This window comes from Kitasatospora sp. NPDC048286, assembly GCF_043201735.1.
Lineage (GTDB): Bacteria > Actinomycetota > Actinomycetes > Streptomycetales > Streptomycetaceae > Kitasatospora.
Genome location: NZ_JBICZE010000010.1, coordinates 318394 through 343212 on the forward strand (window position 1 = coordinate 318394; position 24819 = coordinate 343212).

At 73.0% G+C, this 24819-nt stretch carries 21 protein-coding genes and 1 tRNA gene; 13 read left to right on the forward strand and 9 right to left on the reverse strand.

The genetic code is table 11. The annotated features are described in order from the left end of the window. Window positions 1–3 precede the first annotated feature (3 nt). The 6 genes from ACGF13_RS25155 (at window position 4) to ACGF13_RS25180 (ending at window position 6975) form a co-directional block, all read left to right on the forward strand. Window positions 4–1341 carry a protein phosphatase 2C domain-containing protein gene (locus ACGF13_RS25155; RefSeq protein WP_392878752.1) on the forward strand — a complete coding sequence of 446 codons (1338 nt, stop codon included), beginning with the start codon at window positions 4–6 and terminating at the stop codon, window positions 1339–1341. 108 nt (window positions 1342–1449) lie between these two features. Beyond that, window positions 1450–2805 carry a VWA domain-containing protein gene (locus ACGF13_RS25160; RefSeq protein ID WP_392878755.1) on the forward strand — a complete coding sequence of 452 codons (1356 nt, stop codon included), beginning with the start codon at window positions 1450–1452 and terminating at the stop codon, window positions 2803–2805. A gap of 73 nt (window positions 2806–2878) precedes the next feature. Further along, window positions 2879–4198 carry an FHA domain-containing protein gene (locus ACGF13_RS25165; protein WP_392878757.1) on the forward strand — a complete coding sequence of 440 codons (1320 nt, stop codon included), beginning with the start codon at window positions 2879–2881 and terminating at the stop codon, window positions 4196–4198. Between the two features lie 193 nt (window positions 4199–4391). Beyond that, window positions 4392–5309: an ABC transporter ATP-binding protein gene (locus ACGF13_RS25170; protein WP_392878760.1), complete on the forward strand. Its 918-nt coding sequence runs from the start codon at window positions 4392–4394 to the stop codon at window positions 5307–5309. Next, entirely contained in the window at window positions 5306–6418 is a 1113-nt protein-coding gene (locus ACGF13_RS25175; RefSeq protein WP_392878763.1) for an ABC transporter permease, read from the forward strand. Before ACGF13_RS25170 ends, ACGF13_RS25175 begins: the two co-directional genes overlap by 4 nt. 152 nt (window positions 6419–6570) lie before the next feature. Then, complete coding sequence (locus tag ACGF13_RS25180; protein ID WP_392878766.1) at window positions 6571–6975, forward strand: globin; 405 nt, start codon at window positions 6571–6573, stop codon at window positions 6973–6975. 71 nt (window positions 6976–7046) lie between these two features. Here ACGF13_RS25180 and ACGF13_RS25185 read toward each other — a convergent pair whose 3' ends face one another. The 5 genes from ACGF13_RS25185 to ACGF13_RS25205 all read right to left on the reverse strand — a co-directional run bounded on the left by ACGF13_RS25185 (window position 7047) and on the right by ACGF13_RS25205 (window position 12792). Then, on the reverse strand, window positions 7047–7739 hold the full coding sequence (locus ACGF13_RS25185; protein WP_392878768.1) for a hypothetical protein: 693 nt from the start codon (window positions 7737–7739) through the stop codon (window positions 7047–7049). Between the two features lie 29 nt (window positions 7740–7768). Continuing rightward, entirely contained in the window at window positions 7769–8212 is a 444-nt protein-coding gene (locus ACGF13_RS25190) for an acyl-CoA thioesterase (protein ID WP_392878771.1), read from the reverse strand. A gap of 168 nt (window positions 8213–8380) precedes the next feature. Continuing rightward, a complete protein-coding gene (gene ettA / locus ACGF13_RS25195; protein WP_359829731.1) occupies window positions 8381–10045 on the reverse strand; it encodes an energy-dependent translational throttle protein EttA in 1665 nt (554 codons plus the stop codon). A 337-nt stretch (window positions 10046–10382) separates the two neighbouring features. Continuing rightward, a complete protein-coding gene (locus ACGF13_RS25200; protein ID WP_392878774.1) occupies window positions 10383–11816 on the reverse strand; it encodes a Cys-Gln thioester bond-forming surface protein in 1434 nt (477 codons plus the stop codon). Between the two features lie 358 nt (window positions 11817–12174). Beyond that, a complete protein-coding gene (locus ACGF13_RS25205; protein WP_392878776.1) occupies window positions 12175–12792 on the reverse strand; it encodes a single-stranded DNA-binding protein in 618 nt (205 codons plus the stop codon). A 654-nt stretch (window positions 12793–13446) separates the two neighbouring features. Between ACGF13_RS25205 and ACGF13_RS25210 the strand changes: the two genes are divergently transcribed. Beyond that, window positions 13447–13522, forward strand: a tRNA-Arg gene (locus tag ACGF13_RS25210). A gap of 239 nt (window positions 13523–13761) precedes the next feature. Here the strand turns inward: ACGF13_RS25210 and ACGF13_RS25215 are convergent. Further along, window positions 13762–14370, reverse strand: a complete 609-nt coding sequence (locus tag ACGF13_RS25215) for a TetR/AcrR family transcriptional regulator (protein WP_392878779.1) — start codon at window positions 14368–14370, stop codon at window positions 13762–13764. Between the two features lie 74 nt (window positions 14371–14444). On the opposite strand from ACGF13_RS25215, the gene ACGF13_RS25220 reads away from it, so the two are divergent. Further along, the gene (locus ACGF13_RS25220; protein ID WP_392878781.1) at window positions 14445–14993 is read left to right on the forward strand and encodes a GNAT family N-acetyltransferase; all 549 of its coding nucleotides are present in this window, start codon (window positions 14445–14447) and stop codon (window positions 14991–14993) included. Window positions 14994–15124: 131 nt separating this feature from the next. Here the strand turns inward: ACGF13_RS25220 and ACGF13_RS25225 are convergent, their stop codons facing one another. Continuing rightward, window positions 15125–16621 carry an MFS transporter gene (locus ACGF13_RS25225; RefSeq protein WP_392878783.1) on the reverse strand — a complete coding sequence of 499 codons (1497 nt, stop codon included), beginning with the start codon at window positions 16619–16621 and terminating at the stop codon, window positions 15125–15127. A gap of 152 nt (window positions 16622–16773) precedes the next feature. On the opposite strand from ACGF13_RS25225, the gene ACGF13_RS25230 reads away from it, so the two are divergent. From ACGF13_RS25230 to ACGF13_RS25240, 3 genes are all read left to right on the forward strand, one after another. Beyond that, window positions 16774–17457, forward strand: coding sequence for a TetR family transcriptional regulator (locus ACGF13_RS25230; protein WP_392878785.1), 684 nt, complete (start codon window positions 16774–16776; stop codon window positions 17455–17457). Between the two features lie 35 nt (window positions 17458–17492). Continuing rightward, entirely contained in the window at window positions 17493–18302 is an 810-nt protein-coding gene (locus ACGF13_RS25235; protein WP_392878788.1) for an enoyl-CoA hydratase/isomerase family protein, read from the forward strand. Window positions 18303–18418: 116 nt separating this feature from the next. Continuing rightward, window positions 18419–19027, forward strand: coding sequence for a hypothetical protein (locus ACGF13_RS25240; RefSeq protein ID WP_392878790.1), 609 nt, complete (start codon window positions 18419–18421; stop codon window positions 19025–19027). Window position 19028: 1 nt separating this feature from the next. Here the strand turns inward: ACGF13_RS25240 and ACGF13_RS25245 are convergent, their stop codons facing one another. Then, window positions 19029–20255, reverse strand: a complete 1227-nt coding sequence (locus ACGF13_RS25245; RefSeq protein WP_392878793.1) for an acyl-CoA dehydrogenase family protein — start codon at window positions 20253–20255, stop codon at window positions 19029–19031. A 134-nt stretch (window positions 20256–20389) separates the two neighbouring features. Here ACGF13_RS25245 and ACGF13_RS25250 point away from each other — a divergent pair, with 134 nt between their 5' ends. After that, window positions 20390–21013 (forward strand): TetR family transcriptional regulator, encoded by a 624-nt coding sequence (locus ACGF13_RS25250; RefSeq protein WP_392878796.1) that lies wholly within the window; start codon window positions 20390–20392, stop codon window positions 21011–21013. A 151-nt stretch (window positions 21014–21164) separates the two neighbouring features. After that, a complete protein-coding gene (locus ACGF13_RS25255; RefSeq protein WP_392878799.1) occupies window positions 21165–22604 on the forward strand; it encodes a cellulase family glycosylhydrolase in 1440 nt (479 codons plus the stop codon). A gap of 81 nt (window positions 22605–22685) precedes the next feature. Here ACGF13_RS25255 and ACGF13_RS25260 read toward each other — a convergent pair whose 3' ends face one another. Further along, entirely contained in the window at window positions 22686–24710 is a 2025-nt protein-coding gene (locus tag ACGF13_RS25260) for a M3 family metallopeptidase (RefSeq protein WP_392878802.1), read from the reverse strand. Window positions 24711–24819 lie beyond the last annotated feature (109 nt).

Genomic DNA, 24819 nt, shown 5'->3' on the forward strand with positions numbered 1-24819 from the left:
CAGATGCCGCAGCAGACCGAGTGCCCGAGCTGTTCGGAGCCGATGGAGCCGGAGGACGCCTACTGCGGCTCCTGCGGGACGGGCCGGGACGGCCGGGCGGCCCCCGGCTCGATGCCGGCGAGCTGGGCCGCCGCACGCGGCGAGGCCGTACCGTCGCCGCGCGGGCCGGTCTGCGTGCACTGCGGGCAGCCGCAGGTCGCCCCGGACGGCTACTGCGAGGGCTGCGGCAGCGCCCAGCCGCGCCCGCGCGACCACATGGAGAAGGCCCTCGGGGGCGTCGCCGGGGTCAGCGACCGCGGCGTGCGCCACCACCGCAACGAGGACTCCTTCACCGTCGCCGCGACCTCGCTGCCCGGCGGCGAGCCGGTCGTGGTCGCCGTGGTGTGCGACGGCGTCTCCTCCTCCGACCGCCCCGACGAGGCCTCGGAGACCGCCGTCGACGCCGCCTCCGAGTCGCTGCTGACCGCCCTGGAGGCCGGCCGGGACCCGAACCAGGCGATGCGCCAGGCCATCGCCGACGCCGCGCAGGCCGTCGCCGACCTCGCCACCGACGGCGCCGGCCCCACCCGGCCCGACCTCAACGCGCCCGCCTGCACCTACGTCAGCGCGATAGCCGCTGGCGGCCGGGTCACCATCGGGTGGGTCGGCGACACCCGGGCGTACTGGATCCCGGACGACCGCGCCGCCGCGGAGCCGTTCCGGCTCACCCAGGACGACTCCTGGGCGGCCCGGATGGTCGAGGCCGGGCTGATGAGCGAGGCCGAGGCCTACTCCGACCCGCGCGCGCACGCGATCACCGGCTGGCTCGGCGCCGACGCCGAGGAGGTCGTACCGCACACCCTCGACTTCACCCCGCACGTCCCCGGCGTGGTGCTGATCTGCACCGACGGCCTGTGGAACTACGCCGAGGCGGCCACCGACCTGGCGTACTACGTGCGCCCGGACGCCCGCACCGAGCCGCTCGCCACGGCGCAGACCCTGGTGAAGTTCGCGGTCGCGGCCGGCGGCCACGACAACATCACCGTCGCCGTGCTGCCGATCGACCCGCCGGCCGCCGCCGAGGACGCCGACCAGACCCCGACCGCGCTGGACCTGCCGGTGATCGCTCCGCGACCGGCCCCGGCGGCGGACGGCGGGGACGACGGGGACGACGAGGACCACGACCCGACCCTGCCGGACCTCCCGGTGATCGGTTCCGCCGCGGCCCCGCTGCCCCCGGTCCCGCCCGCACCCCCGGAGGTCCCCCCGGCGCCGCCCGTCCCGCCGACCGCCCCCGCCGCTCCCGTTCCGCCCGTCGCACCGCCCGTCCCGCCGCAGCCGCCGCACCCGCCGACGGCCTGACCGACCACCCGCCGGACGCCCCGGCGCCACGACCCGCCGGCCCGCCCGGCGGGCCGCCCCACCGTCCTGAGCACGTCCACCCCTCACCCGACGGGAGTCGACCGCCCCATGGCAACACTGGCGAAGCCGAGTCTGCCCAGGTTCCACGTGGAGATCTTCCAGAACGAGTACCTGGCCGACGGCGCCCGCGAGGTCAACGCCATCGTCACCGTCACCGCGACCGGCGGCGGCACCTCCGGCGGCCGGCCGCTCGGCTTCGCCGACGCCACCCCGGCGGGCACCGGGACGGCGGCGGCCGTGGTCATCCTGGTGGACTGCTCGGGCTCGATGGACTACCCCAAGACCAAGATCAACGGCGCTCGCGAGGCCACCGCCGCCGCCGTCGACGCGCTGCGCGACGGCACCGCCTTCGCCGTGGTCGCCGGCACCCACGAGGCCCGCGACATCTACCCCGGCGACGGCACCCTCGCGATCGCCTCCGCCACCACCCGCGAGCAGGCCAAGGACTCGCTGCGCCGGCTCACCGCGGCCGGCGGCACCGCGATGGGCACCTGGCTGGCCAAGGCCGACAAGCTCTTCCTGACCCGCCACGACATCGCCATCCGGCACGCCATCCTGCTCACCGACGGCAACAACGAGCACGAGTCGGCCGAGGACCTGGCCCGCAACATCGAGCGGGTGACCGGCCACTTCACCGCCGACTGCCGCGGCGTGGGCACCGACTGGCGGATCGACGAGCTGCGCCGGATCTCCTCGGCGCTGCTCGGCACCACCGACATCGTCGCCGAGCCCTCCGGCCTGGCCGAGGACTTCCGCTCGATGATGGCCGGCGCGATGGGCAAGCAGGTCGCCGACGTCGCGCTGCGGATCTGGACCCCGGCCAACGCCACGGTCCGGTTCGTCAAGCAGGTCGCCCCCGCGGTCGAGGACCTGACCTCCCGCCGCACCGAGGCCGGCCCCCGGGCCGGCGACTACCCGACCGGCTCCTGGGGCGACGAGAGCCGCGACTACCACGTCTGCGTCGAGGTGCCGGCCGCCGCGGTCGGCAACGAGATGCTGGCCGCCCGGGTCAGCCTGGTGCTGCCCGAGCAGGTCGCCGGCGGCACCCCCGAGGTGCTCACCCAGGGCCTGGTCAAGGCGGTCTGGACGGACGACCTGGCCTCCTCCACCCGGATCAGCCCACAGGTCGCCCACTACACCGGGCAGGCCGAGCTCGCCTCCTCCATCCAGGAGGGCCTGGAGGCCCACCGGGCCGGGGACGTCGACCGCGCGACCGCCAAGCTGGGCGCCGCCGTCCGGATCGCACACGCGACCGGGAACGAGGGCACCTACAGGCTGCTCCAGAAGGTGGTGGACGTGGTGGACCCGAAGGAGGGTACGGTTCGGTTCCGTAAGAACGTGAGCGAGGCCGACTCGATGACCCTTGAGACCCGGTCGACCAAGACGGTACGTGTGAAGAAGTGACCGCTGAAGACGTGACCGGGCCGGCACCCCGGCGCGACGCCGCACCGCGCCGGCCCGAAACGAGGGGGACCTGATGCCGATCTGCCCGAGGGGCCACGAGTCGCAGGCCGAGGACTGGTGCGACTTCTGCGGCTTCCCGATGACTCCGCCGGCCCCCACCCCGGGGGCGCACGGAGGCTACCCGGGGGCACCCGGGAGCGACCCCGCGCCCGGTGCGCACGCCGGGCACCCGGGGTACGGTGGCGCCTCCTTCGGCGCGCCGCCGCCTCCGCCGCCGATGCCGCCGGGCGCCGTCCCGCCGCACGGGGCTCCGCTGCCGCCGCCCGGCATGGTGCCCCCGCCGCAGCACGGGGCCGTACCCCCGCAGGGCGCCGCCCAGCCGCACGGGACCGCCCAGCCGCACGCCGGGCCGCAGGGCCTCACCGCGGGCCTGGCCGTCTGCCCGATCTGCCGCAGCCCCCAGACCGGACGGTTCTGCGAGGAGTGCGGCTACGACTACGAGCTCTCCACGCCCTCGCACCGCCAGGTGCCCGGCGCCGGCCACACTCCGCCCGGCCCGGCCCAGCAGCCGCCGCTGAACATCCCGCCGGCCTACGGCGGCACCCCGCCGCAGGCCCCGGCCGGCCACTCCCAGGCCGGTCAGCCGCCGTTCGGCCAGCCCCCGTTCGGGCAGCCGCCCCTCGGCCAGCCCCAGTTCGGCCAGCCGCCGGCGGCCCAGCAGGCCGTCGCCCCGCCCGTCCCGCAGCAGCCGCAGGCCCCGGCGCACCCCCACACCTACGGCTACCCGCCCTCCTCGCCCGGCATCGGGCAGGAAGGGCCCACGCCCGAGGGCGCGTTCCCCGACCAGGCGGTGCGCGAGGACTCCGGCCCGGTGTACGCCCAGCCGGCCGGCCCCGGCCCGAACAACCGCGGCGGCGACTTCGGCACCTCCTTCAACCTGGCCCCGCCGCAGCCCCAGGAGCCCGCCCCGGCCGAGCCGGTGCGGACCAACTGGATCGCCGTGGTCTCGGCCGACCGGGACTACTTCACCGAGATGATGGCCCGCAGCGGCCCCGAGGCGGCCGGCCTGTTCTTCCCGCCGTACTGCCCCGAGCGCCGGATCCCGCTGACCGGCCGCGGCCAGCTGCGGATCGGGCGGCGCAGCCAGCACCGCGGCACCGTCCCGGAGATCGACCTGTCCGTCCCGCCGGAGGACCCGGGTGCCTCGCACCAGCACGCGCTGCTCGCCGAACAGGCGGACGGCAGCTGGGTCCTGGTGGACCAGGACTCGACCAACGGCACCACCATGAACGGCGGCGCGGAGCCGATCACCCCGCACGTCGCCGTGCCGCTGAACGACGGCGACCGGATCCACATCGGCGCCTGGACCACCATCACCGTGCACCGCGGCTGAAAGGCCGTGAACTGAAAGCCCGTCCGATCATTTCCCGACGGTCGATCAGCGCAGATCATCGCCAACTCCGGCCGGGCCGGGCGGAATTCGACATCCGCCCGGCCCGGATTTGTTTGCACCGCCTTTAAAATGTCCGCAAATTCGCTCGCACAGATGTGCACAGGAGCCTTCACAACCCCTAGGCTCAGGGCACATGACTGCTGCTATATCCGCTGACGGCATCCGCCAGCGGTACGGGGATGTGCAGGCCGTCGACGGGGTGTCCCTCACCGTCGAGGCCGGCGAGTTCTACGGGATCCTGGGCCCCAACGGCGCCGGGAAGACCACCACGATGGAGATCCTGGAGGGCGTCCGGAAACCGGACGAGGGCCGGATCGAGCTGCTGGGCATGGAGCCCTGGCCGCGCAATCCGAAACTGCTGCCGCGAATCGGCGTGCAGTTCCAGGCGACCGCTTTCTTCCGCAAGTTGACGGCCCGGGAGACCATCCGCACCTTCGCGTCCTTCTACGGGGTCGGCCCCAGGCGGGCCGACGCGATGCTGGAGCGGGTCGGCCTCTCGGACAAGGCCGAGACCCTGACCGACCAGATGTCCGGCGGCCAGGCCCAGCGCCTGTCGATCGCCTGCGCACTGGCCCACGACCCGGAACTCGTCTTCCTGGACGAGCCCACCACCGGCCTTGACCCGCAGTCCCGGCGCAACCTCTGGGACCTCCTGCGGGACATCAACGCCGAGGGCCGCACCGTCGTGCTGACCACCCACTACCTGGACGAGGCCGAGGTGCTCTGCGACCGGGTCTCGATCATGGACCACGGCAGGATCCTGCACACCGGCGCCCCGGCGGCGCTGATCCGCGAGATCGACGACACCGTCCGGATCAGCGTGGCCTCCGGCCAGCTCCCGCTCGACCGGGCCCGGGAGCTGATGACCGCGGCCGGCGCGGACATCGCCAACCTCGAGGACGACACCGTCTCGCTCTCCGTCTCCACCCGCCTTCCGGCCCCGGTCCTCAGCGTCCTCGCCGAGCAGAACGCGCTGCGCGGCCTGGAAGTGCGCGGCGCCACCCTGGAGGACGTCTTCCTCCAGCTGACCGGACGGGAGTTCCGCGCATGACCGCCACCACCCCCACTAAGCCGCAGGCCGCCGGCGAGCGGGAGCGGGTCAGCGCGTTCTGGAGCCTGTCCCGCGCCATGCTGCTCGGGATGAAGCGCGACCGCACCGCGACCTTCTTCATCCTGCTCTTCCCGCTGGTGTTCCTGGTCTTCTTCGGCACCGTGACCAAGGGCTCCGGCAGCCCCCACGCCAAGGTGGCGCAGGTCGGCGCGGTGAAGCTGTTCGACTCCATCCAGGGCGACGAGCGGGCCGGGCTGGACAAGGTCCTCACCATCACGAAGACCGACGACGAGGCCGCCACCCTGGAGAAGGTCCGCAAGGGCGACTACGACGCGCTGATCAAGCAGGGCCCGGACGGCAAGGTCGAGCTGCGCTACACCGCCGCCGACCAGGTCCGCGCCGGCGCGCTCCAGGGCATCCTCAACTCGGTGGTCCAGAACGCCAACCAGGCGGCCACCGGCCAGAAGCCGGCCTTCGTGCTGGACTCCCAGCAGGTCGAGGACAAGTCGCTCAAGCCGATCCAGTTCCTGACCCCCGGCCTGCTCGGCTGGGCCGTCGCCACCGGCGCGGTGTTCGGTGCCGCGCTGACGCTGGTCAACTGGCGCAAGTCCAAGGTGCTGCGCCGGCTGCGGCTGGCCCCGATCAACGCCGGAACCGTGGTCAGCTCCCGGATCCTGGTGTCGCTGCTGACCGCCTTCCTGCAGACCGCCGTCTTCCTGGTGGTCGCGACGAGCTTCTTCGGACTGAAGCTCACCGGCAACTGGTGGCTGGTCATCCCGCTGGTGGCCTGCGCGACGCTCGCCTTCATGTCGATCGGCCTGCTGGCCGGCTCGGTCGCCAAGACCGAGGAGGCGGCCAACGGCATCTCGCAGATCATCGTGCTGCCGATGTCCTTCCTGTCCGGCTCGTTCTTCCCGCTGGACGGGGCCCCGGGCTGGCTGAAGGGCGTCTCCCAGGTCATGCCGCTGCACTACCTGGTCGACTCCGCCCAGTCGGTGCTCACCCGCGGCGGCGGCGTCATGGACGCCCTGCCGACCATGGGCGGCCTGCTGCTCTTCGCGGCGGTGCTGACCGGCATCTCCTGGAAGCTGTTCCGCTGGGAGGACTGACCCTCCCCGGCTGACGTCCGCAGACCTGTCCGCAGACCTGTCCGCGGACATCAGCCGACCGGCGTCCGCCGGTCGACGTCCACCGATCCCGACGGGGTCGTACGCCTTTGGTCCCGGTGTACGACCCCGTCGGCGTCTGCGACCATGGTCGGGTGACAGAGATCCGGCGAGGCACGCTGAGCGAGGAGACCTTCTACGACCAGGTCGGCGGTGAGCCGACCTTCCGACGGCTGGTCCACCGGTTCTACGAGGGCATCGCCCAGGACGAGCTGCTGCGGCCGATGTACCCCGAGGAGGACCTCGGGCCGGCCGAGGAGCGGATGACGCTCTTCCTGATGCAGTACTGGGGCGGCCCGCGCACCTACAGCGAGCAGCGCGGCCACCCGCGGCTGCGGATGCGGCACGTGCCGTTCAAGGTCGACAAGGCCGCGCACGACGCCTGGCTCACCCACATGCGGGCGGCCGTGGCGAGCCTGGAGCTGTCGGCCGAGCACGAGCGGCAGCTGCTCGAGTACCTGACGTACGCCGCCGCCTCGATGATCAACACCCCGGGCTGAACCGGCCCGTCCCCGGGATCCGGCCGGGGGTCACCATGCTCCGGCAGGCGGTCACCTGATCCGGCCTGGGGTCACCGGACCGGGCTCAGCCCCAGCCCCGCACCCGGCGCGGCCACGGTGCGCACCACCACCGAGCCCGCCGGGGCACTCAGCCGCAGCCAGCCGCCCGCCCGGTGCACGGTCAGCGGGGCGTCGGGCCGCAGGAAGCCGATGACGTACGCGGCGTGCGGCACCCGCAGCGGCAGCTCGGGCAGCGCGGTGACCGGCCGGGACCAGATCTCGTCGGCCAGCGCGTCCAGCACCGCGCGGGTGCGGTGGTGGGCCGGTACGGCCTCGCTGCGCTCGCGGAACTCCCGCACCCCGGCCATCAGTTCGGGGTACACCTCGGCCACCGACGGGGCCCCGACCGGCCGCCAGCCGGTGCGCGGCGGCAGCATCCCGGCCCAGGCCGGGCCGGTCACCGGCGCGGGCAGCGCGACGGCACCCGCCTCGGCGTCGACGCCGTCCAGCAACTGGCCCGCCGAGACGGTCAGGTCCACCGCCTCGTCCAGGCCGCTCAGCCGCACGGTGCGGATCGCCAGCGCACCACTGCCACCCAGCGGCAGCCGTCCGAAGACAGCCAGCACGCCGTCCCCCTCACCCGGGCCCACCGCCTGGATCCGGACGGCCGCCGCCCGGTCGAAGCGCAGCAGGCGCAGCAGGAAGGCGGAGAGGTCGGCGGCCTCCCCGGTGTCGGTCAGGGCGAGACGGGCGGTGATGGTCACAGTCGTTCAGCTCGAATCGTCAGGTGGGGTCAGACGGTGGCGACTGCCGGCTCTTCGTCCATGAAGCGGCCGAGGAACTCCCGCTCCACCGGCGAGATCCGGCGCGGCCGGCCCTCGGCCAGATCGTAGGGGACGACCACGGTGGACGCCCGGACGTACACGATGTCGCCGCCGTCCTCGGCGACGTCCTTGATCTCGTACGAGACGGTCAGCGAGGCGCCGCCGATCCTGGTCACCCAGGTCTCGATGGTGACCGGCTCGGGCCGGTGCACCAGCGGACGCTTGTAGTCGATCTCGTGGCGGGCCACCACCGAGCCGCCCGCGAACTCCCCGGCGCCGGCCGCGGCGGCCTGGGTGAACATGAAGTCGATCCGGGCCTCCTCCAGGTAGCGCAGGAAGACCACGTTGTTGACGTGTCCGAAGGCGTCCATGTCGGACCAGCGCAGCGGGCAGGCGTAGATGTGGCGAGCCACGGAAGTTCTCCTCGGTGTCCGGTCGCCCGCCGGCGCCGTTCCTCGGCGTCGGCCGGCGGTGGCGCAGAGCGTCATGCGACGGGCGGTGGCGACGGGCGGTGGCGACGGGCCGCGGCCCGGCAGGCCGCCCCGGAGGGCAGTCTGCCGGGCCGTTGTGACGGCTGGGTGTCAGCCTCGGGTCAGCTTCTTGTAGGTGGCCCGGTGCGGACGGGCGGCGTCGGCGCCGAGCCGCTCGATCTTGTTCTTCTCGTACGACTCGAAGTTGCCCTCGAACCAGAACCACTTGCTTTCGCCCTCGTAGGCGAGGATGTGGGTGGCCACTCGGTCCAGGAACCAGCGGTCGTGGGAGATGACCACGGCGCAGCCGGGGAACTCCAGCAGGGCGTTCTCCAGCGAGGAGAGCGTCTCGACGTCGAGGTCGTTGGTGGGCTCGTCGAGGAGCAGCAGGTTGCCGCCCTGCTTGAGGGTGAGCGCCAGGTTCAGGCGGTTGCGCTCACCGCCGGAGAGCACGCCGGCCGGCTTCTGCTGGTCCGGGCCCTTGAAGCCGAAGGCCGACACGTAGGCGCGGGACGGCATCTCGACCTGGCCGACGTTGATCCAGTCCAGACCGTCGGAGACGACCTCCCAGAGGGTCTTCTTCGGGTCGATGTTGGAGCGGGTCTGGTCGACGTAGCTGATCTTGACCGTCTCGCCGACCTTGACCGTGCCGCTGTCCGGGGTCTCCAGGTCCTGGAGCATCTTGAACAGGGTGGTCTTGCCGGCGCCGTTCGGGCCGATGATGCCGACGATGCCGTTGCGCGGCAGCGTGAAGCTCAGGTCGTCGATCAGGACCTTCTCACCGAAGGCCTTGTTGAGGTTCTCGACCTCGATGACGACGCTGCCCAGGCGCGGGCCCGGCGGGATCTGGATCTCCTCGAAGTCCAGCTTCCGCATCTTGTCGGCCTCGGCCGCCATCTCCTCGTAGCGGGCCAGACGGGCCTTGGACTTCGCCTGGCGGCCCTTGGCGTTGGAGCGGACCCACTCCAGCTCCTCCTTGAGGCGCTTGGCGCGCTTGGCGTCCTTCTGCCCCTCGACCTTGAGACGCGACTGCTTGCTCTCCAGGTAGGTGGAGTAGTTGCCCTCGTAGCCGATGGCGCGGCCGCGGTCGAGCTCCAGGATCCAGCCGGCCACGTTGTCCAGGAAGTACCGGTCGTGGGTGACGGCCACGACGGTGCCCTTGTACTTGGCCAGGTGCTGCTCCAGCCAGTTCACCGACTCGGCGTCCAGGTGGTTGGTGGGCTCGTCGAGCAGCAGCAGGTCGGGGGCCTCCAGCAGCAGCTTGCAGAGCGCGACGCGGCGCTTCTCGCCACCGGAGAGCTTGGTGACCGCCCAGTCGCCGGGCGGGCAGCCCAGGGCGTCCATGGCCTGCTCCAGCTGGGCGTCCAGGTCCCAGGCCTCGGCGTGGTCCAGCTCCTCCTGGAGCTTGCCCATCTCCTCGAGCAGGGCGTCCGAGTAGTCGGTCGCCATCAGCTCGGCGATCTCGTTGAAGCGGTCGAGCTTCCCCTTGATCTCCTTGACGCCGTCCTGGACGTTCTCCAGGACCGTCTTGGTCTCGTCCAGCGGGGGCTCCTGGAGGAGCATGCCGACGGTGAAGCCCGGCGAGAGGAAGGCGTCGCCGTTGGAGGGGTGCTCCAGGCCGGCCATCATCTTGAGCACGGTGGACTTACCGGCACCGTTGGGGCCCACGACGCCGATCTTCGCTCCGGGGAGGAAGCTGAGCGTCACGTCGTCAAGGATGACCTTGTCTCCGTGAGCCTTGCGCACCTTGCGCATCGTGTAGATGTATTCCGCCACGTGAGATCGCTCCGGCGTCGTCGGGAGTATTCGGCTTGCAGCCTTCCATTGTGCCGCACCCGGCCCGGAGGCCCGAATCGCCCAGGTGACCCCTTGGGGGTATCCGGAGCCCCTCCCCGCCCGCCGCGGCCCCGACGCTCCCGCCCCACCGGCAACACCCCGGCCGGCCGGGCCCCGTGGACACGCCGGCCGGGCCCCGGAAGCGGGACGGCCCGGCTCCCCGCAGCGGGTGCGGGGAGCCGGGCCGGTTGCCGCTCTCAGGGCCTCGGGAGGTCAGTGCCTCCCGGCCCGCTCGGGCGGTTCGGTCGGTTCGGCCGGTTCAGCCGGTCCGACCGGTTCAGGCGGTGGTGCGGCCGTGGCGGCCGCGGCGGCGCAGGACGAAGACGGCGGCGCCACCGGCCACGACCAGGCCACCGGCGACGGCGGCGAGGATCGGGGTGGAGTCATTGGCACCGGTCTGGGCCAGGCCACCGGTGCCCGGGGCAGCGCTGGTGGTCGCCGGGGCCGGCTGACCGGCGCCGTTGCTCGGGGTGCCCGACGGGGTCGCGGCGGGGGTGCCCGACGGGGTCGCGGCCGGGGTGGTCGGGGCCGGGGTCGGGGTCACGCCGACCTTGCAGTCCAGGACGCCCGTGAACTGCTTGGTGTAGCCGTTCGGGCCGGTCACGGTGAAGTCGTAGTTGGCCTTCTCCTCGACCTTGACGAGCACGCTCTCGGTCTTGCCCGGCTGGACGGCGACCTGCTGCTTGCCGACCGTGACGGTGGCGGCCTCGTCACCGTTGTTGGTGACGGACACCCGCACGCCGCCGGCGGCGCACTCCTCCTTGGCGGAGCTGTCGATCAGCGCGCCCTTGCCCTGCTTCCAGGTGGCCTTGGCACCGGCCGCGACGTTCACCTTGGTGGAGCTGGCCAGGATCATGGTCTGGCTGTGGCGGCCCTGCTTGTCAACCTTGCTCATGAAGACCCGGCCGCTGAGCACGTTGGCCTCGGCGGTGGCGCTGATGGCGGCCTTGCCGTCCGGGGTGCCGGCCGGCACGTCCAGGAACAGCGGGGTGTCCTTGCCGATCGGGCCGGCCAGGCTGCCGTTGACCGGCTTGTTGTCCTTGTCCAGCAGCTTGACCTTGTCCGCGGCGTCGCCGGTGACGCTCAGCTTGACCTCGTTCGCGCTGGAGTTCAGCAGGAACGGGCCGAGCTTGCCGCCCGACTTCCCGGAAGCCGAGTCCGGGGAGATCGTCAGCGAGGGCTTCGGCTCGGCCGCGACGCCCTTGTTGGCGTCGCCGACCAGGTAGTCGCGCAGCTTCTTGGCCTTCTCGTTGCGCGGGACGGCGTCCTTGTTGTCCGAGAACTTCCAGATCGCGGCCTGGGTGCCGGCGGCGGCGTCCGCCTCGCTCAGGCCCTCGATGTGGCTGTTCGTGATCAGGGACGCCAGGGTCGCCTGCGGGTACGAGTTGTCCAGGATCCAGCGGATCTTGGGGGCGTTGGCGTTGCTGTTGAGGGAGCTCGACGCCCAGTCCGCCTCGTGGTACTTGGCGCTGCTGTCCAGGTAGACCGGGTTGTCGAAGTCGATGCAGTACGTCCGGAGCTTCTCGCCGGCGTCCGTCTTGAGGGTGAACAGACCACCGTCGACGGTCCTGTTCCCGACATCGATCTTCTCGCCGAGCATCTCGTTCTGGACCTCGGCGGTCACGCCCGAGGTCGGAGCGGCGGCGCCGGCCGCGGCCGCCGCACCGGCCGCGAACAGGCCTCCGCCCAACGCCAAGCTGGTCGTGAGCATGACAGTGGTTATCCGGGACAGACTCCGCCCCTGCCTCTGGAACATCTGGGATCCCTCCGGGCCGAGCCGCACCGAGTGGGCGGCCCGCCGACTTGCCGTCCCGCGCGTGCCCCCTGTGGCACCGCTGCGGGTATGAACCAGACGAATCCTATTGAGCCCCGGAGGCCCCGAAACCCCCATGCGAAATCAGGACGATTCCGTATCTGGATCGTTATCAATCCCCTCAGGTCCCACACAAGCTGACGACCGACCAGAAACTCGCATGCGGTTTTCTGTTATCCCGTCGGATTGCGCACGCGGGTACAACGGCCATCTCGATCAACATATTTGTCGACAGGAAGGTCACCGACCCGTCGGATCAGAGCGCCCCTCCGGCGTCACCTCCCCGCTCCCGCCCGGGCACCTCGCCCGACTCCCCCGCCGCCGGCCGCCCGCCCACCGGCAGCGCCCGCACGGCGGCTGCCGCCAGCGATGCCGGGGCCGGGGCGGGCGCCGCCCCGTACGGCGCCCCGGAACCCCTGCGCGCCTCCACCGCGCTGACGATCCACTCCGGCACCACCTCACCCCCGGCCTCCGCGCCCCCCGGTCCGGGGCCGGCCGGCGGCTGCCCGCGCACCCCCGTCGCCCACCGGAACGCCGTGGTACCACGGGTGAGATCGTGTCCGACCGATCGCGCGTCGATCTCGACCCGGCTCCGCTTCACCTCCCCCTCCGTCCACTCGCGCACCCGCAGCCGACCGCTCACCAGCACCGGATCGCCCTTGGCCAGCGAGCCGATCAGGTTGACCGCCAGCGCCCGCCAGGCCGTCACCGTCACCCACTGCGTCTCGCCGTCCACCCAGCACTCGCGCTGCCGGTCGTACCTCCGCTCGGTGCAGGCGAGCCGGAAGTTGGCCATCGGCACCCCGCCGCTGGTTTCGCCGTAGCTCACCTCCGTCGCCACATTGCCGATCACCGTCACATGCGTCTCACTCACGGCACACCCTCCGCTCTCGCCGATGCACCGTACGGAATCGACCGGTGCGCCTTGAGCGTGCACTTCCGGGGAAATCCCGGCCACCGACTTCCGAAATCCTGTGGATAACTCGCCACTACGGAACTGCTGTCACTCGCAGGGGTGAATTTCAGCCCTCCGCAGCCGCTTCACCCCCGCTTCTTCGCGGCCATGACAACAAACCCGCTGCTCGCCGCCCCGCCGGCGCACCGCCGAACCCGCCCGGGATCACGCGGCGGAACGCGCCCCGACAGCCGTCCACGCACGTCATCCGACCGGGGCAAGCGCGATTAAGGCCCCCCACCCGCGCCGTCGGCGGCACATTCTCCGTGCCGAATCCATAACGGGTGAGGAGGCAGCCCCGTAACGACTGCACAACGTCCGGCGCGGAACACTCCCAGACCGCTGCACTCACGGCCTTCACCTGCGATTATCGGACCGCTCCACCGAACCGACACACCAACGGCGGTGTCGTCACACCCGGCCGGGGAACCGGTCACCCTTATCCTGTCCCCGACAGGGCGAGGGCCCGCCGCCCCCACCCCTCCCTCAGGTACGGGGCCGGACAGCGCGCGCCCCGGCGCTCGCCAGCCCGATCCCGGCCACGGTCGCGCCCGCCAGGACGCCGCCCGTCGCGCCCCCATAGCTCAGCGGATAGAGCACCCGCCTTCTAAGCGGTAGGTCGCAGGTTCGAATCCTGCTGGGGGCACCACTCGGCAATTCCGCAGGCCAACGAGTCGGCGAACACTTTCCGTATCCGTTCCGGGCCACCCCGTAATCCCCCGCGGTGAACAAGCCGCGCACGCATCGCACAGAACTCGTGACCATGCGTGTCGGTGAGCGCCGCGAATACGCGGCCGAAAACGGGGTCAACCGGAACAACCGGAATTCCCGGCGAATCCCTCGCACGGAACGGAACGGAACAGCCCCGCTCCGCCCACCGGGCCCGGCCTACTCCGCCAGCCCGGCCAGATAGGCGTCCAGCAGCTCCGTCTGCCGCTGCGCCGGGAACTCCTCCGGGGCGAACAGCGCCTGCACCACCAGGCCCAGCACGAAGGCCTGCGCCCCCGCCGCGAGCGCCGCCGGGTCGGCCTGTGCCGGAAGCTCCCCCAGCCGCTGGGCGTCCGCGACGTGCGCCGTGAGCGCGGTGCGCGAGCGCGCGTAGCGGCCCGCGTGGGCGTCCGCCAGCTCCGGATCGGCCAGGGCGTGGTCCCAGGAGCCGACCCAGATCCGGTTGTCGGCCGCGGCCTCGTCGTCCAGCGGCAGGACGTCCAGCAGCGACGCCCGCACCCGGGCCAGCCCGGACGGCGGCGGGCCGCCGTCCGCCGGCTCGGTGCGCCGCGGCCGGGCCAGCGAGCGCCGGTCCAGCTCCTCCAGCGCGTGGCTCAGCAGCGCCCGCTTGTTCGGGAAGTAGTGCGTCAACAGCCCGGTGGAGGCGCCCAGTTCGGCGGCCACCGCACGCAGCGTCAGCCCCTCGAAGCCCCGACTGGAGAGCACGCGCCACACCCCCTCGGACACTTCGGAACGTCGGGCGTCGTGGTCTCCGCGGGCCGGTGTCATGGGGGCTATCGTACATACCAAACGTTTGTTATGAATGATCCAGCCAACCTCGGCACCACCCTGAAAGGCCGCCCGTGTTTGCCGTACCGCTCACCGAGAACGCCGAACTGCGCCCGCTGGAGCCCTGGCAGGCCCCCGAGTTCCTGACCCACCTGGACCGCGCCCGCGCCCACACCGACCCGTGGATCCCCTGGGCCACCTTCTCCGTCGACCTGGACTCCGCCCGCGCCACCCTCCAGCGCTACGCCGACGGCCTGAACACCGACCAGAAGCGGATCTACGGCATCTGGCTGGACGGCACGCTGGTCGGCGGCGTGATGTTCGTGAACTTCGACGCCCGGTCCGGCGTCTGCGAGATCGGCGCCTGGACCGAGCCGGCCGGCGAGGGCCACGGGCTGGTCACCGCGGCCGTCAGGCAGCTGCTCGACTACGCCTTCGTCACCCGCGGCATGCACCGCGCCGAGTGGTGGTGCTCCTCCGTCAACGCCCGCAGCCGGGCGGTCGCCGAGCGGGTCGGCATGACCCGTGACGGCGTCCTGCGCGAATGGTTCCCGTACAACGGGGTCCGCTACGACAAGGAGATCTGGTCCATCCTGGCCTCGGAGTGGACCGGCCGGGCCTGAGAAACGGCCGGGCCCGAGGAACCGGCAGGGCCTGAGGGCCCGAAGAACCGGCCGGGCCCGCAACCGCGACAGCGCGGGGCCCGGTGGACTCCCCCGTCCACCGGGCCCCGCCGCCTCGGCCGCCACCCCCGTCAGGCGGCCGGGGCCTCCTCCGTCGACCGCAGCCGCAGCGCGCACACCAGCGCCAGCGCCAGCACCCCGCCCGCCGACAGGAACACCACGTCCACCGCGTCCGTGAAGCTGCGCACCGCGTGCTCCCGCGCCGCACCGGCCAGCGCGCCGACCGCGCCGAGCGACCGCCCCGGCTCCCCCGCCGCGAAGACCCGGGACAGCACGGTGCCGAACAGCGCCGCGCCGAGCGCGCTGCCGAGGCTCTGGAAGAACCGGATCCCGGTGGTCGCCACCCCCAGCTGGTGCCGGGGCGCGGCCTCCTGCACCACCGTGATCAGCTGGCCGATCAGCTGCCCCAGCCCGCAGCCCAGCAGGGCGAGTTCGGCCAGCACCGCCCACAGCCCGGTGTCCGGTCCGCTGAGGCCGAGCAGGGCGAGGGCGAGCGCCGAGCAGCCCGCGCCGACCGCCGGGAACGTCCGGGTCGAGTGGCCGCGCCCGCTCAGCCGGCCGGCCACGATCCCGGACGCCGTCATCCCGGCCGCCATCGGGATCAGGTAGAGGCTGGCCGAGGTCGGGGCGACGCCCCGGGCGACCTGCAGGTAGAGCATCACGTAGACGATCGAGCCGATCATGCCCATCCCGACCAGGCCCTGGATCGCGAAGCCCAGCCGCACCGCGCGGATCCGGAACAGCGACAGCGGCAGCACCGGCTCGGCGGCGGTGGCCTGGCGCCACAGGAAGAGGCCGAACGCGCCCAGGGTCGCGGCCGCCAGCCCGAGGATCACCGGGGACGTCCAGGCGTACTCCGTGCCGCCCCACTCGGTGACCAGCAGCAGACCGACCGAGAAGGCCGCCGCGAGGGCCGCGCCGGTGAAGTCCAGGCTCCGGCGGCCGGTCGTCGACGGGACCTTGACCACCAGGGCGACGCCGACCAGGACCAGCAGCCCGAGCGGCAGGTTGAGGTAGAAGATCCACCGCCAGCCCAGGTGGTCGGTGAACAGCGCGCCGACCAGCGGCCCGACCGCCATGCCGAGGCCCGCGACGATCCCGCCCACCGCGCCGCCCTTGCCGCCGCGCTCCTCCGGCTCCTTGAACTGGGCTATGACCACCATGGTGACGCTCATCAGCCCGCCGCCGCCGATGCCCTGCACCGCCCGGAAGGCGATCAGCTGGCCCATCGACTGCGCCGCCCCGCAGAGCGCCGAGCCGAGCAGGAAGGTGCCGACCGCCCCGAGCAGCACGCGCTTGGCGCCGTACACGTCGCAGAGCCTGCCGTACAGCGGCAGCAGCGCGGTCGCGGCCAGGGCGAACGCGCTGACCAGCCAGGGCAGCCGGTCGACGCCGTGGACGGGGTCGAGGTCCCGGACGATCGGCACGGTGGCCGCCGACACGATGTTCATGTCGAGCACCGCCAGCACGATCGTGACCAGGCAGAGCAGCATGCCCACCTTGCGCTGGACGGGTGTCATCAGCGCGGCGGCGGCATCGGGCGGCGCGGGTGCGGCGGTGATGGCCATGGTCAAATCCCCCCAGGGTCCGTGGAGTTCGCGCCGGAACCGGGGTGGCCGGCGCTACGCCCTCACCATGGCAGGCTTTTTAGACCGGGTCAATTCTTCATCCAGACCAATCTTTCTGCCCGGTCAACATTTGAGCCTGGTACAGTCCCCCCATGGCGACCCACCCCGGATTCGACGCCGGCCTCGACCTCGACGCACTCCCCCTGCGGGAGCGCAAGAAGATCCAGACCGGCATCCGGCTCTGGCGCACCGCGGTCGGGCTGTTCGCCGAACGCGGCTTCGACCAGGTCTCGGTGGCCGAGATCGCGGCCGCCGCCGAGGTGTCCAAGATGACCGTCTTCAACTACTTCCCCAGCAAGGAAGACCTGGTCATGAGCCCGATGGAGCAGCACCTCGACGAGCCGGCCCGGGTGGTGCGCGAACGCGCTCCGGGCACCTCCGCCGTGGCGGCGCTGCGCGCGCACTACCTGGCCGCGCTGGAGCGGTTCGACCCCTCCACCGGGCTGAGCGACGACCCGGTCGTGCTCGACGTGGTCCGGGTGATCCACCGGACCCCGGCCCTGCTCCTGCGCGCCACCACCGGCTACGACCACCGGGCACAGGCCCTGCTGACGGCCGAGCTGCTGGCGCAGGACCCGGCCGGCGAGGAGCTCACCGCCAGGATCGCCGCCGCCCAACTGCTCGCCGCCCAACTGACCCTGACCGGCGAGAACCAGCGCCGGATGCTGGCCGGCGGGCGCGCCGCGGACGCCCTGCCCGCGGCCCTCGACCAGGCCCGCCGCGCCTTCGCCCTGATCGAACACGGCCTCGGCGACTACGGCTCCGGCACCGCCTGAGAGAGTTGGCGCACCACGACCGACCGGAGGTGCGCATGGACCAGCCGCTGCTCACGCGGGACCGCTCCGCCCTGCCCGCGCAGGCCGAGGGCCTCAACGCGTACGTCGGCGAGGACGGCGTCGCGGTACTGGAGTTCGCCCGCCCGCACCGCCGCAACGCGGTGACCCTGGCGATCTGGCAGGCGCTGCCCAAGGTGCTCGAGCAGCTGGCCGACGACGAGGGCGTGCGCGTCCTGCTGCTCACCGGCGCCGGCAACACCTTCAGCGCGGGCGCGGACATCGCCGAACTCTCCGAGGTGTACGGCGATCCGGACCGCGCGGAGGCCTACCACGCGACCAACGTCGCCGCCGAGGAGGCGCTGGCGGCCTTCCCGCACCCGACCCTCGCCGTGGTGCACGGCGCCTGCGTCGGCGGCGGCTGCCAACTGGCCGTCGCCTGCGACCTGCGCTTCGTCGCCGAGGACGCCCGGCTCGGGATCACCCCGGCCAAGCTCGGCGTGGTCTACTCGGCGGTGCCGACCGTACGGCTGTCCCGGCTGATCGGCCCGGCCCGGGCCAAGTACCTGCTGTTCTCGGGCGAGTTGGTGACCGGCCGGGACGCCCCGCCGCTGGGCCTGGCCGAACGCGTCCTGCCGGACGCCGAACTGGACGCCGCCGCCCTGGACTTCGCCCGGCTGCTGACCCGCCGCTCGACCCACACCATCGGCGCGGCCAAGGCCGTCCTGGACGCCCCGCCCGAGCGGGCCGACGAGGTCCTGGCCCCCTGGCTGCTCCGCTCGCGGGAGGGCTCGGACGTCCGCGAGGGCCTGGCCGCCTTCCTGGAGGGCCGCCCCGCCCGCTTCTGAGCCCCGCCCGCTCCGGAGCCCCACCCGCCCCTGAGGGCTCGGGCCGCACCCCACGACCCATACGATCATCCGACCGAGACCCGCCCGCCCCCACACGCCCCCGGAGCACCACCCCGATGACGACCGAGGCCGAGGCCGCGCCCGCCCCCACCAGCCGGACGATCTGGGCCCGCCGGATCACCGACGGCCTGGAGCCGAAGAACGTGATCCTCGCGCTGCTCCCGCTGCTGGGCGGCCTGCGCTACGGCTGGCCGGGCATCGGCTGGGCGCTGTTCGCCGTCCTGTTCGCCGCCGTCGTCCCGACCCTGATCATCCGGTACGGCATGCGCAAGGGCACCGTGACGGACCGCCACGTCGGCCGGCGGCAGCGCCGGCTGACCGTCTTCCCGCTCATCATGGCCTCGGTGCTGCTCGGCTTCGCGGTGATGATCGCACTGGACGCCCCGACCGACCTGACCGCGCTGGTACTGGCGATGTTCGCCTCGCTGGTCCCGATCCTGGTGATCACCGCCTGGTGGAAGGTCTCCGTGCACACCGCCGTGGCCACCGGCGCGGTGGTCTGCCTCGCCGTCGCGCTCGGCCCGCTCTGGCTGCTGCTCGGCCCGCTGGTCCCGGTGATCGGCTGGTCCCGGGTGGTGCTGCGGGACCACACCACCGCGCAGACCGTCGTCGGCGCGGTGGTGGGCGCGGTCACCGCCGGCCTCACCTTCTGGCTGGCCCGCTGAGTCAGCGGATCGGCGTCCCCGAGATCGCCCGGGCGATCACCAGTCGCTGGATCTCGCTGGTCCCCTCGAAGATCGAGTAGATCGCGCTGTCCCGGTGCATCCGCTCCACCGGGTACTCGCGGGTGAAGCCGTTGCCGCCGAGGATCTGCATCGCCTGCGCGGTCACGTACTTGGCGGTCTCGCCCGCGTACAGCTTGGACATCGAGCCCTCGGCCGCGGTGAACGGCTGGTTGTTGACGGCCATCCAGGAGGCCCGCCAGACCAGCAGCCGGGCCGCGTCGATCCGGGTCCGCATGTCGGCGAGCTGGAAGGCCACGCCCTGGTTGTCGATGATCGGCCGGCCGAACTGCTCCCGGGTCTTCGCGTAGTCCAGCGCCACCTCGTACGCGGCCCGGGCGATGCCGATCGCCTGCGCGCCGACGGCCGGGCGGGAGGCCTCGAAGGTGGCCATCGCCGCGTTGCCCCTGCCGCCCGGGCGCTTGACGCCCTCGCGGGCCCGGGCGAGGCGCTCGTCCAGCTTCTCCTTGCCGCCGAGCAGGCAGCTGCCGGGCACCCGGACGCCGTCCAGTACCACCTCAGCGGTGTGCGAGGCGCGGATGCCGTGCTTCTTGAACTTCTGGCCCTGGCTCAGCCCCGGGGTGCCCGGCGGGACGACGAAGGAGGCCTGGCCCTTCGCGCCGAGCTCCGGGTCGACGGTGGCGACCACCACGTGGACGGCGGCGATCCCGCCGTTGGTGGCCCAGGTCTTGGTGCCGTCGAGCACCCACTCGTCCTTGGCCTCGTCGTACACCGCCCGGGTGCGCAGCGCCGAGACGTCGGAGCCGGCGTCCGGCTCGGAGGAGCAGAAGGCGGCCACCTTGACGTCCTCGGGGGTGCCGAACATCTGCGGGGTCCAGGTGCCGATCTGCTCGTCGGTGCCGTTGGCCAGCACCGCGACGGCGGCCAGGGTGGTGCCGACGATGGACAGCCCGATGCCCGCGTCGCCCCAGAACAGCTCCTCCATGGCGATCGGGATGCCGACGCCGGAGGGGTCGAAGTACTGCTGGGCGTAGAAGTCCAGTGAGTAGATGCCCAGCTTGGCGGCCTCCTGGATGACCGGCCAGGGAGTCTCCTCGCGCTCGTCCCACTCGGCCGCGGCCGGGCGCATCACGTCGGCGGCGAAGCCGTGCAGCCAGTCGCGTACGGCGAGCTGGTCCGCGCCCGGATCCAGCGAGAACGTGCTGCTCATGGTGCTTGCCTCCGAAGACGTGTGCGGCCGACCGGGGTGTTACCTCGGGTAACATCGTCGGAGTCTGCTACTGATTGGTAACCGGTGTCAACGCCCAGGCAGACCCCGCCCGAACCCGACCCGAGGAGCAGCGCATGTCCCGAGAGCCCCGCCGCGAGCAGCTGCTCAACGCCGCCGACCGGGTCATCCAACGCGAGGGGCCGGGCGCCAGCATGAACGCCATCGCCGCCGAGGCCGGCATCACCAAGCCGATCCTCTACCGCCACTTCGGCGACCGGAACGGCCTGATCAGAGCCCTGACCGAACGCCACACCGGCGGCCTGCTGGCCGCCGTCCGGGCCGCCCTCGCCGAACCGCTGGAGCGCCGCGACCGGGTCGAGCACGTCCTGGACACCTACCTCGCCGGGATCGAGGCCCGCCCCCAGGTCTACCGGCTGCTCACCCACCCCGAGCCGGGCGACCCGAGCGGCGCCGGCAACGCGCTCGCCCCCGCGCTCCGGCAGATCGCCGAGGAGATCACCCGGGCCGTGCAGAGCCAGGTCGACCTCGGCGCCGACCGCGACCTGCTCGCCGAGGCCTGGGGCCGGGGCATCACCGGCATGGTGCTGGCCGCCGGGGACTGGTGGCTGGAGAGCAAGCCCTGCTCACGCACCCGGATGGTGCAGGCGCTGGCCGACCTGCTCTGGGGCCGGCTGGCCGCCGCCGCGGACCTGCCGACCGCCGTCCTGCCGCCCGCGCCGGAACCGTCCGCCGGCTGAACCGTCCGCCGGCCGACACGTCCGCCGACCGTTGCGCCCGCCGGCCGGAGCACCCGCGGACCGCACCCTCCGCCGACTGAACTCTTGTGCGGCACACGACAGTCCGGGCATCATCGGGCCCCACCCCCACCCCTGCCGTGCGAGGTCCCCGATGCGCCTGCGCCGCACCGCTGTCGCCCTGCTGCTCGCCGCCACCGCCGCCCTCACCGCCGTCCCGGCCTCGGCCCACGACGGGCCGCCGGACCGATTCCCCACCGGCACCGTCACCGCCGCCGACGGCCGCACCTCCCTCACCGACGCCCAGGGCCGCCACCTGCGGCTGCGCGGCTTCAACCTCGACAAGTACGCCGAGGCCACCCCGGCCGACCTCGACTCCGTCGCCGCCCAGGGCTTCACCCTGGTCCGGCTGCCGGTCTCCTGGACCAGGCTGGAACCCCGGCGCGGCCACCTCGACGCCACCGAGCTGCGCCGCCTCCAGCGGCTCCTCGACCGGGCCGACCGGCTCGGCCTGCTGGTCCTGGTCGACTTCCACCAGGACGTCTACGGGCCCAAGTTCGTCGGCGGCAACAACGGCGTCCCCGCCTGGGCCACCCGGGACGACGACCTGCCCTTCACCCCGGACCCGGACGACTGGTTCGCCGGCTACTTCCAGCCCGCCGTCCAGGCCGCCTTCCGGCACCTCTACGACGACCCCGACCTGCGCGCCTGGCAGGCCGACTTCTACACCCGACTCGCCCGCGAACTGCGCGGCCACCGCTCGCTGTTGGGCTACGACCTGTTCAACGAGCCGTTCGGCCCGGTGGACGGCGACCCGACCGACCCGGCCGTGCTGGCCGCCTCCGCCGCCGCCCTGGAGCAGGGCCGGCTCGCCGACATGTACCGCCGCCTGATCGCCGCCGTGCGCCGGTCCGACTCCCGCGCCTGGCTGTTCGTGGAACCCACCGTGCTGGTCGGCCAGGGCGTGCCCACCCGGCTGCCCGGCTTCGCCGACCCGCGCCCCGGCGCACCCCGGCTCGGCTACGCGCCGCACTTCTACGACACCGCGGTCGAGGGCGGCGCCGACTGGGATCCGGCCGGCGGCTTCGTCGAGCGGTACACCGCCGCGATCACCGACTACCCGGCCGCCCACCGCCTGCCCGTCCTGGTCGGCGAGTGGGGCCCGCCGAACTCCCGCACCCCGGGCAACGCCGAGCTGGTCCGCCGTCAGGTCGCCGCGATGGACGGCTTCGCCGAGGGCTGGACGATGTGGTACTGGTGCCGGGGCGCCGGCGGCTACTGCGCGCTCGACCCGGCCGGGCGCCCCGCCCCCGGCGACGAGCCCGCCTTCGGCCCGTACCCGGTGGCCGTCGCGGGCACGGACGTCCGGACGGCCGCCACCGGCGTGAGCTGGCGCGCCGACGGCACCGGACGCGGCAGCGAACTCCTGCTTCCCCCGGCCGCGTTCCCGCACGGGGCCGCGGTCACCGTCGCCCCGGCCGGCGCCCGGGTCGAGGTCGAGCAGCCGACGGGCGGGCACGCGGGAACCGTACGCATCCGGCTCCCGCACGCCCGCCCGGGCACGACCGTGACGGTCACGCTCACCGCGCGGTGAACCGCCCGGCGAGCAACCCGGTGAGCCGCCCGGTGAGCCGCCCGGTGAGCCGCCCGGTGAGCGTCGTGGCCGGGCCGCCGCTCACGCCAGCCCCCGGCGGGCCAGCAGCGGCCCGGTCTCCGGCGCCCGCCCGACCACCGCGCGGAAGGACTCCAGCGGGTCCCGGCTGAACCCGCGCGACAGCAGCTCGCGGCGGAACAGCTCGCCGCTCTCCCGCACCGGGCGGCCGTTGGTCTCGAACCACTGCACGGTGTCGGCGTCCAGCACCTCCGACCAGATGTACGCGTAGTACGCCGCGCTGTAGCCGCTGGCGAAGATGTGCTGGAAGTACGCCGTCCGGTAGCGCGGCGGGATCGCGTCCACGGCGATCCCGGCCGCGGCGAGCGCCCGCGCCTCGAACTCCTCGGCGTCCGCGATCTCCGTGCCCCGCGGCACGGTGTGCCACGCCCAGTCCAGCAGCGTGGCCGCCAGGTACTCCACCGTCCGGAAGCCCTGACCGAAGCCCTCGGCCGCCGTCATCCGCTCGACCAGCTCGGCCGGCAGCGCCTCCCCGGTCGCGTGGTGGCGGGCGTAGTTGGCCAGCACCTCCGGCCGGACCATCCACATCTCGTTGACCTGCGAGGGGAACTCGACGAAGTCCCGGGGCACCGAGGTGCCCCAGAACAGCGGGTAGCGCACGTCCGAGAACAGCCCGTGCAGCGCGTGCCCGAACTCGTGGAACAGCGTGCGCACCTCGTCCCAGTCCATCAGCGCCGGCTCGCCGGGCGCCGGACGCGGGATGTTCAGGTTGTTCAGCACCACCGGCCGCCGCCCGGTCAGCCCGGACTGGGCGACCAGCTCGGACATCCACGCGCCACCGCGCTTGGACGCCCGGGCGTGGAAGTCGCCGACGAACAGGCCCAGCGGGCTTCCGTCCTCCTCGAACACCTCGAAGACCCGGGCGTCCGGGTGGTGCGCCATCAGGTCCGGCCGCTCCGTGAAGCTCACCCCGTACGCCAGGTTCGCGGCGAAGAACACGCCGTCCCGCAGCACCCGCTCCAGCTCGAAGTACGGACGCAGCACCGCCGCGTCCACCTGGTAGGAGCTCTGCCGGACCTTCTCCGAGTAGTACGCCCAGTCGTGCGCGGCGATCTCCCCGATCCCGTCCGCGGCGGCCTCCCTGGCCAGCTCCCCGGCCTCCCGGCGGGCCATCGCCACGGCCGGGCCGACCAGCCGGGACAGCAGCCCGGAGACCGCCTCGACGGTGCCGGCCGTCTCGTCCGCCACCACGTACGAGGCGTGGCTCGGGTGCCCCAGCAGCGCGGCCCGCTCGGCGCGCAACGCGGCCGTCCGGATCGCCAGCGGGCCGTTGACGTCGAGGCCCCGGCCGAGCGAGGCGGCCAGCAGCCGCTCGCGCACCGAGCGGTCGGTGAGCTGGGCCAACTCGGCCTGGCCGGAGGTGTTCCGCACGCTCAGCACGTACTTCCCGGGGTGGCCGAGCACCCGGGCGTTCTCCGCGGCGCCGGCGATCGCGCCCTCGGACAGCCCGGCCAGCTCCTCGGCGGAGTCCAGCACCAGCGCGGCGGAGCGGGTGACGGCGTTCACGTTCTGCTGGAACGTGGTGCCGAGCGCGGCGAGTTCGGCGTTCAGCTCGCGCAGCCGGGCCTGCTCGGCCGCGCCCAGGCGGGCGCCGGACCGCACGAAGGCGGTGTACCGGCGCTCCAGCAGGCGCAGCGACTCCGGGTCCAGGCCGAGCCCGGCGCGCTCCTCGTACAACGCCTCGATCCGGGCGAACAGCGCGAGGTCCAGGTGGATCGCGTCGTGGTGGGCGGCGAGCAGCGGGCTCACCTTCGCCTCCACCTCGTCCAGCACGTCGGTGGTGTCCGAGGAGGACTGGTTGAGGAACACCGCGTCGACCCGGCGCAGCAGCTCCCCGGAGCGCTCCAGGGCCACCAGGGTGTTCTCGAAGGTCGGCAGGCTCCGGTCGGCGGTGATCGCAGCGATCTCGACCAGCTGCTCGGCCATGCCCCGCTCGTACGCGGGCAGGTAGTGCTCCTCGCGGATCTCGGCGAACGGCGGGAGTTCGTAGACCAGCGGGCTGGCCTGGAAGAACGGGTTCTCGGTCATTTCGCGACCATACGCCGTGTCACCCGCCCCGCTCATGCGCTTTACCACCCACCGCGAACGACCACCCGTCGGCCCTGCCGCACCCGCCTGTCACACCCGCCCGCCGACC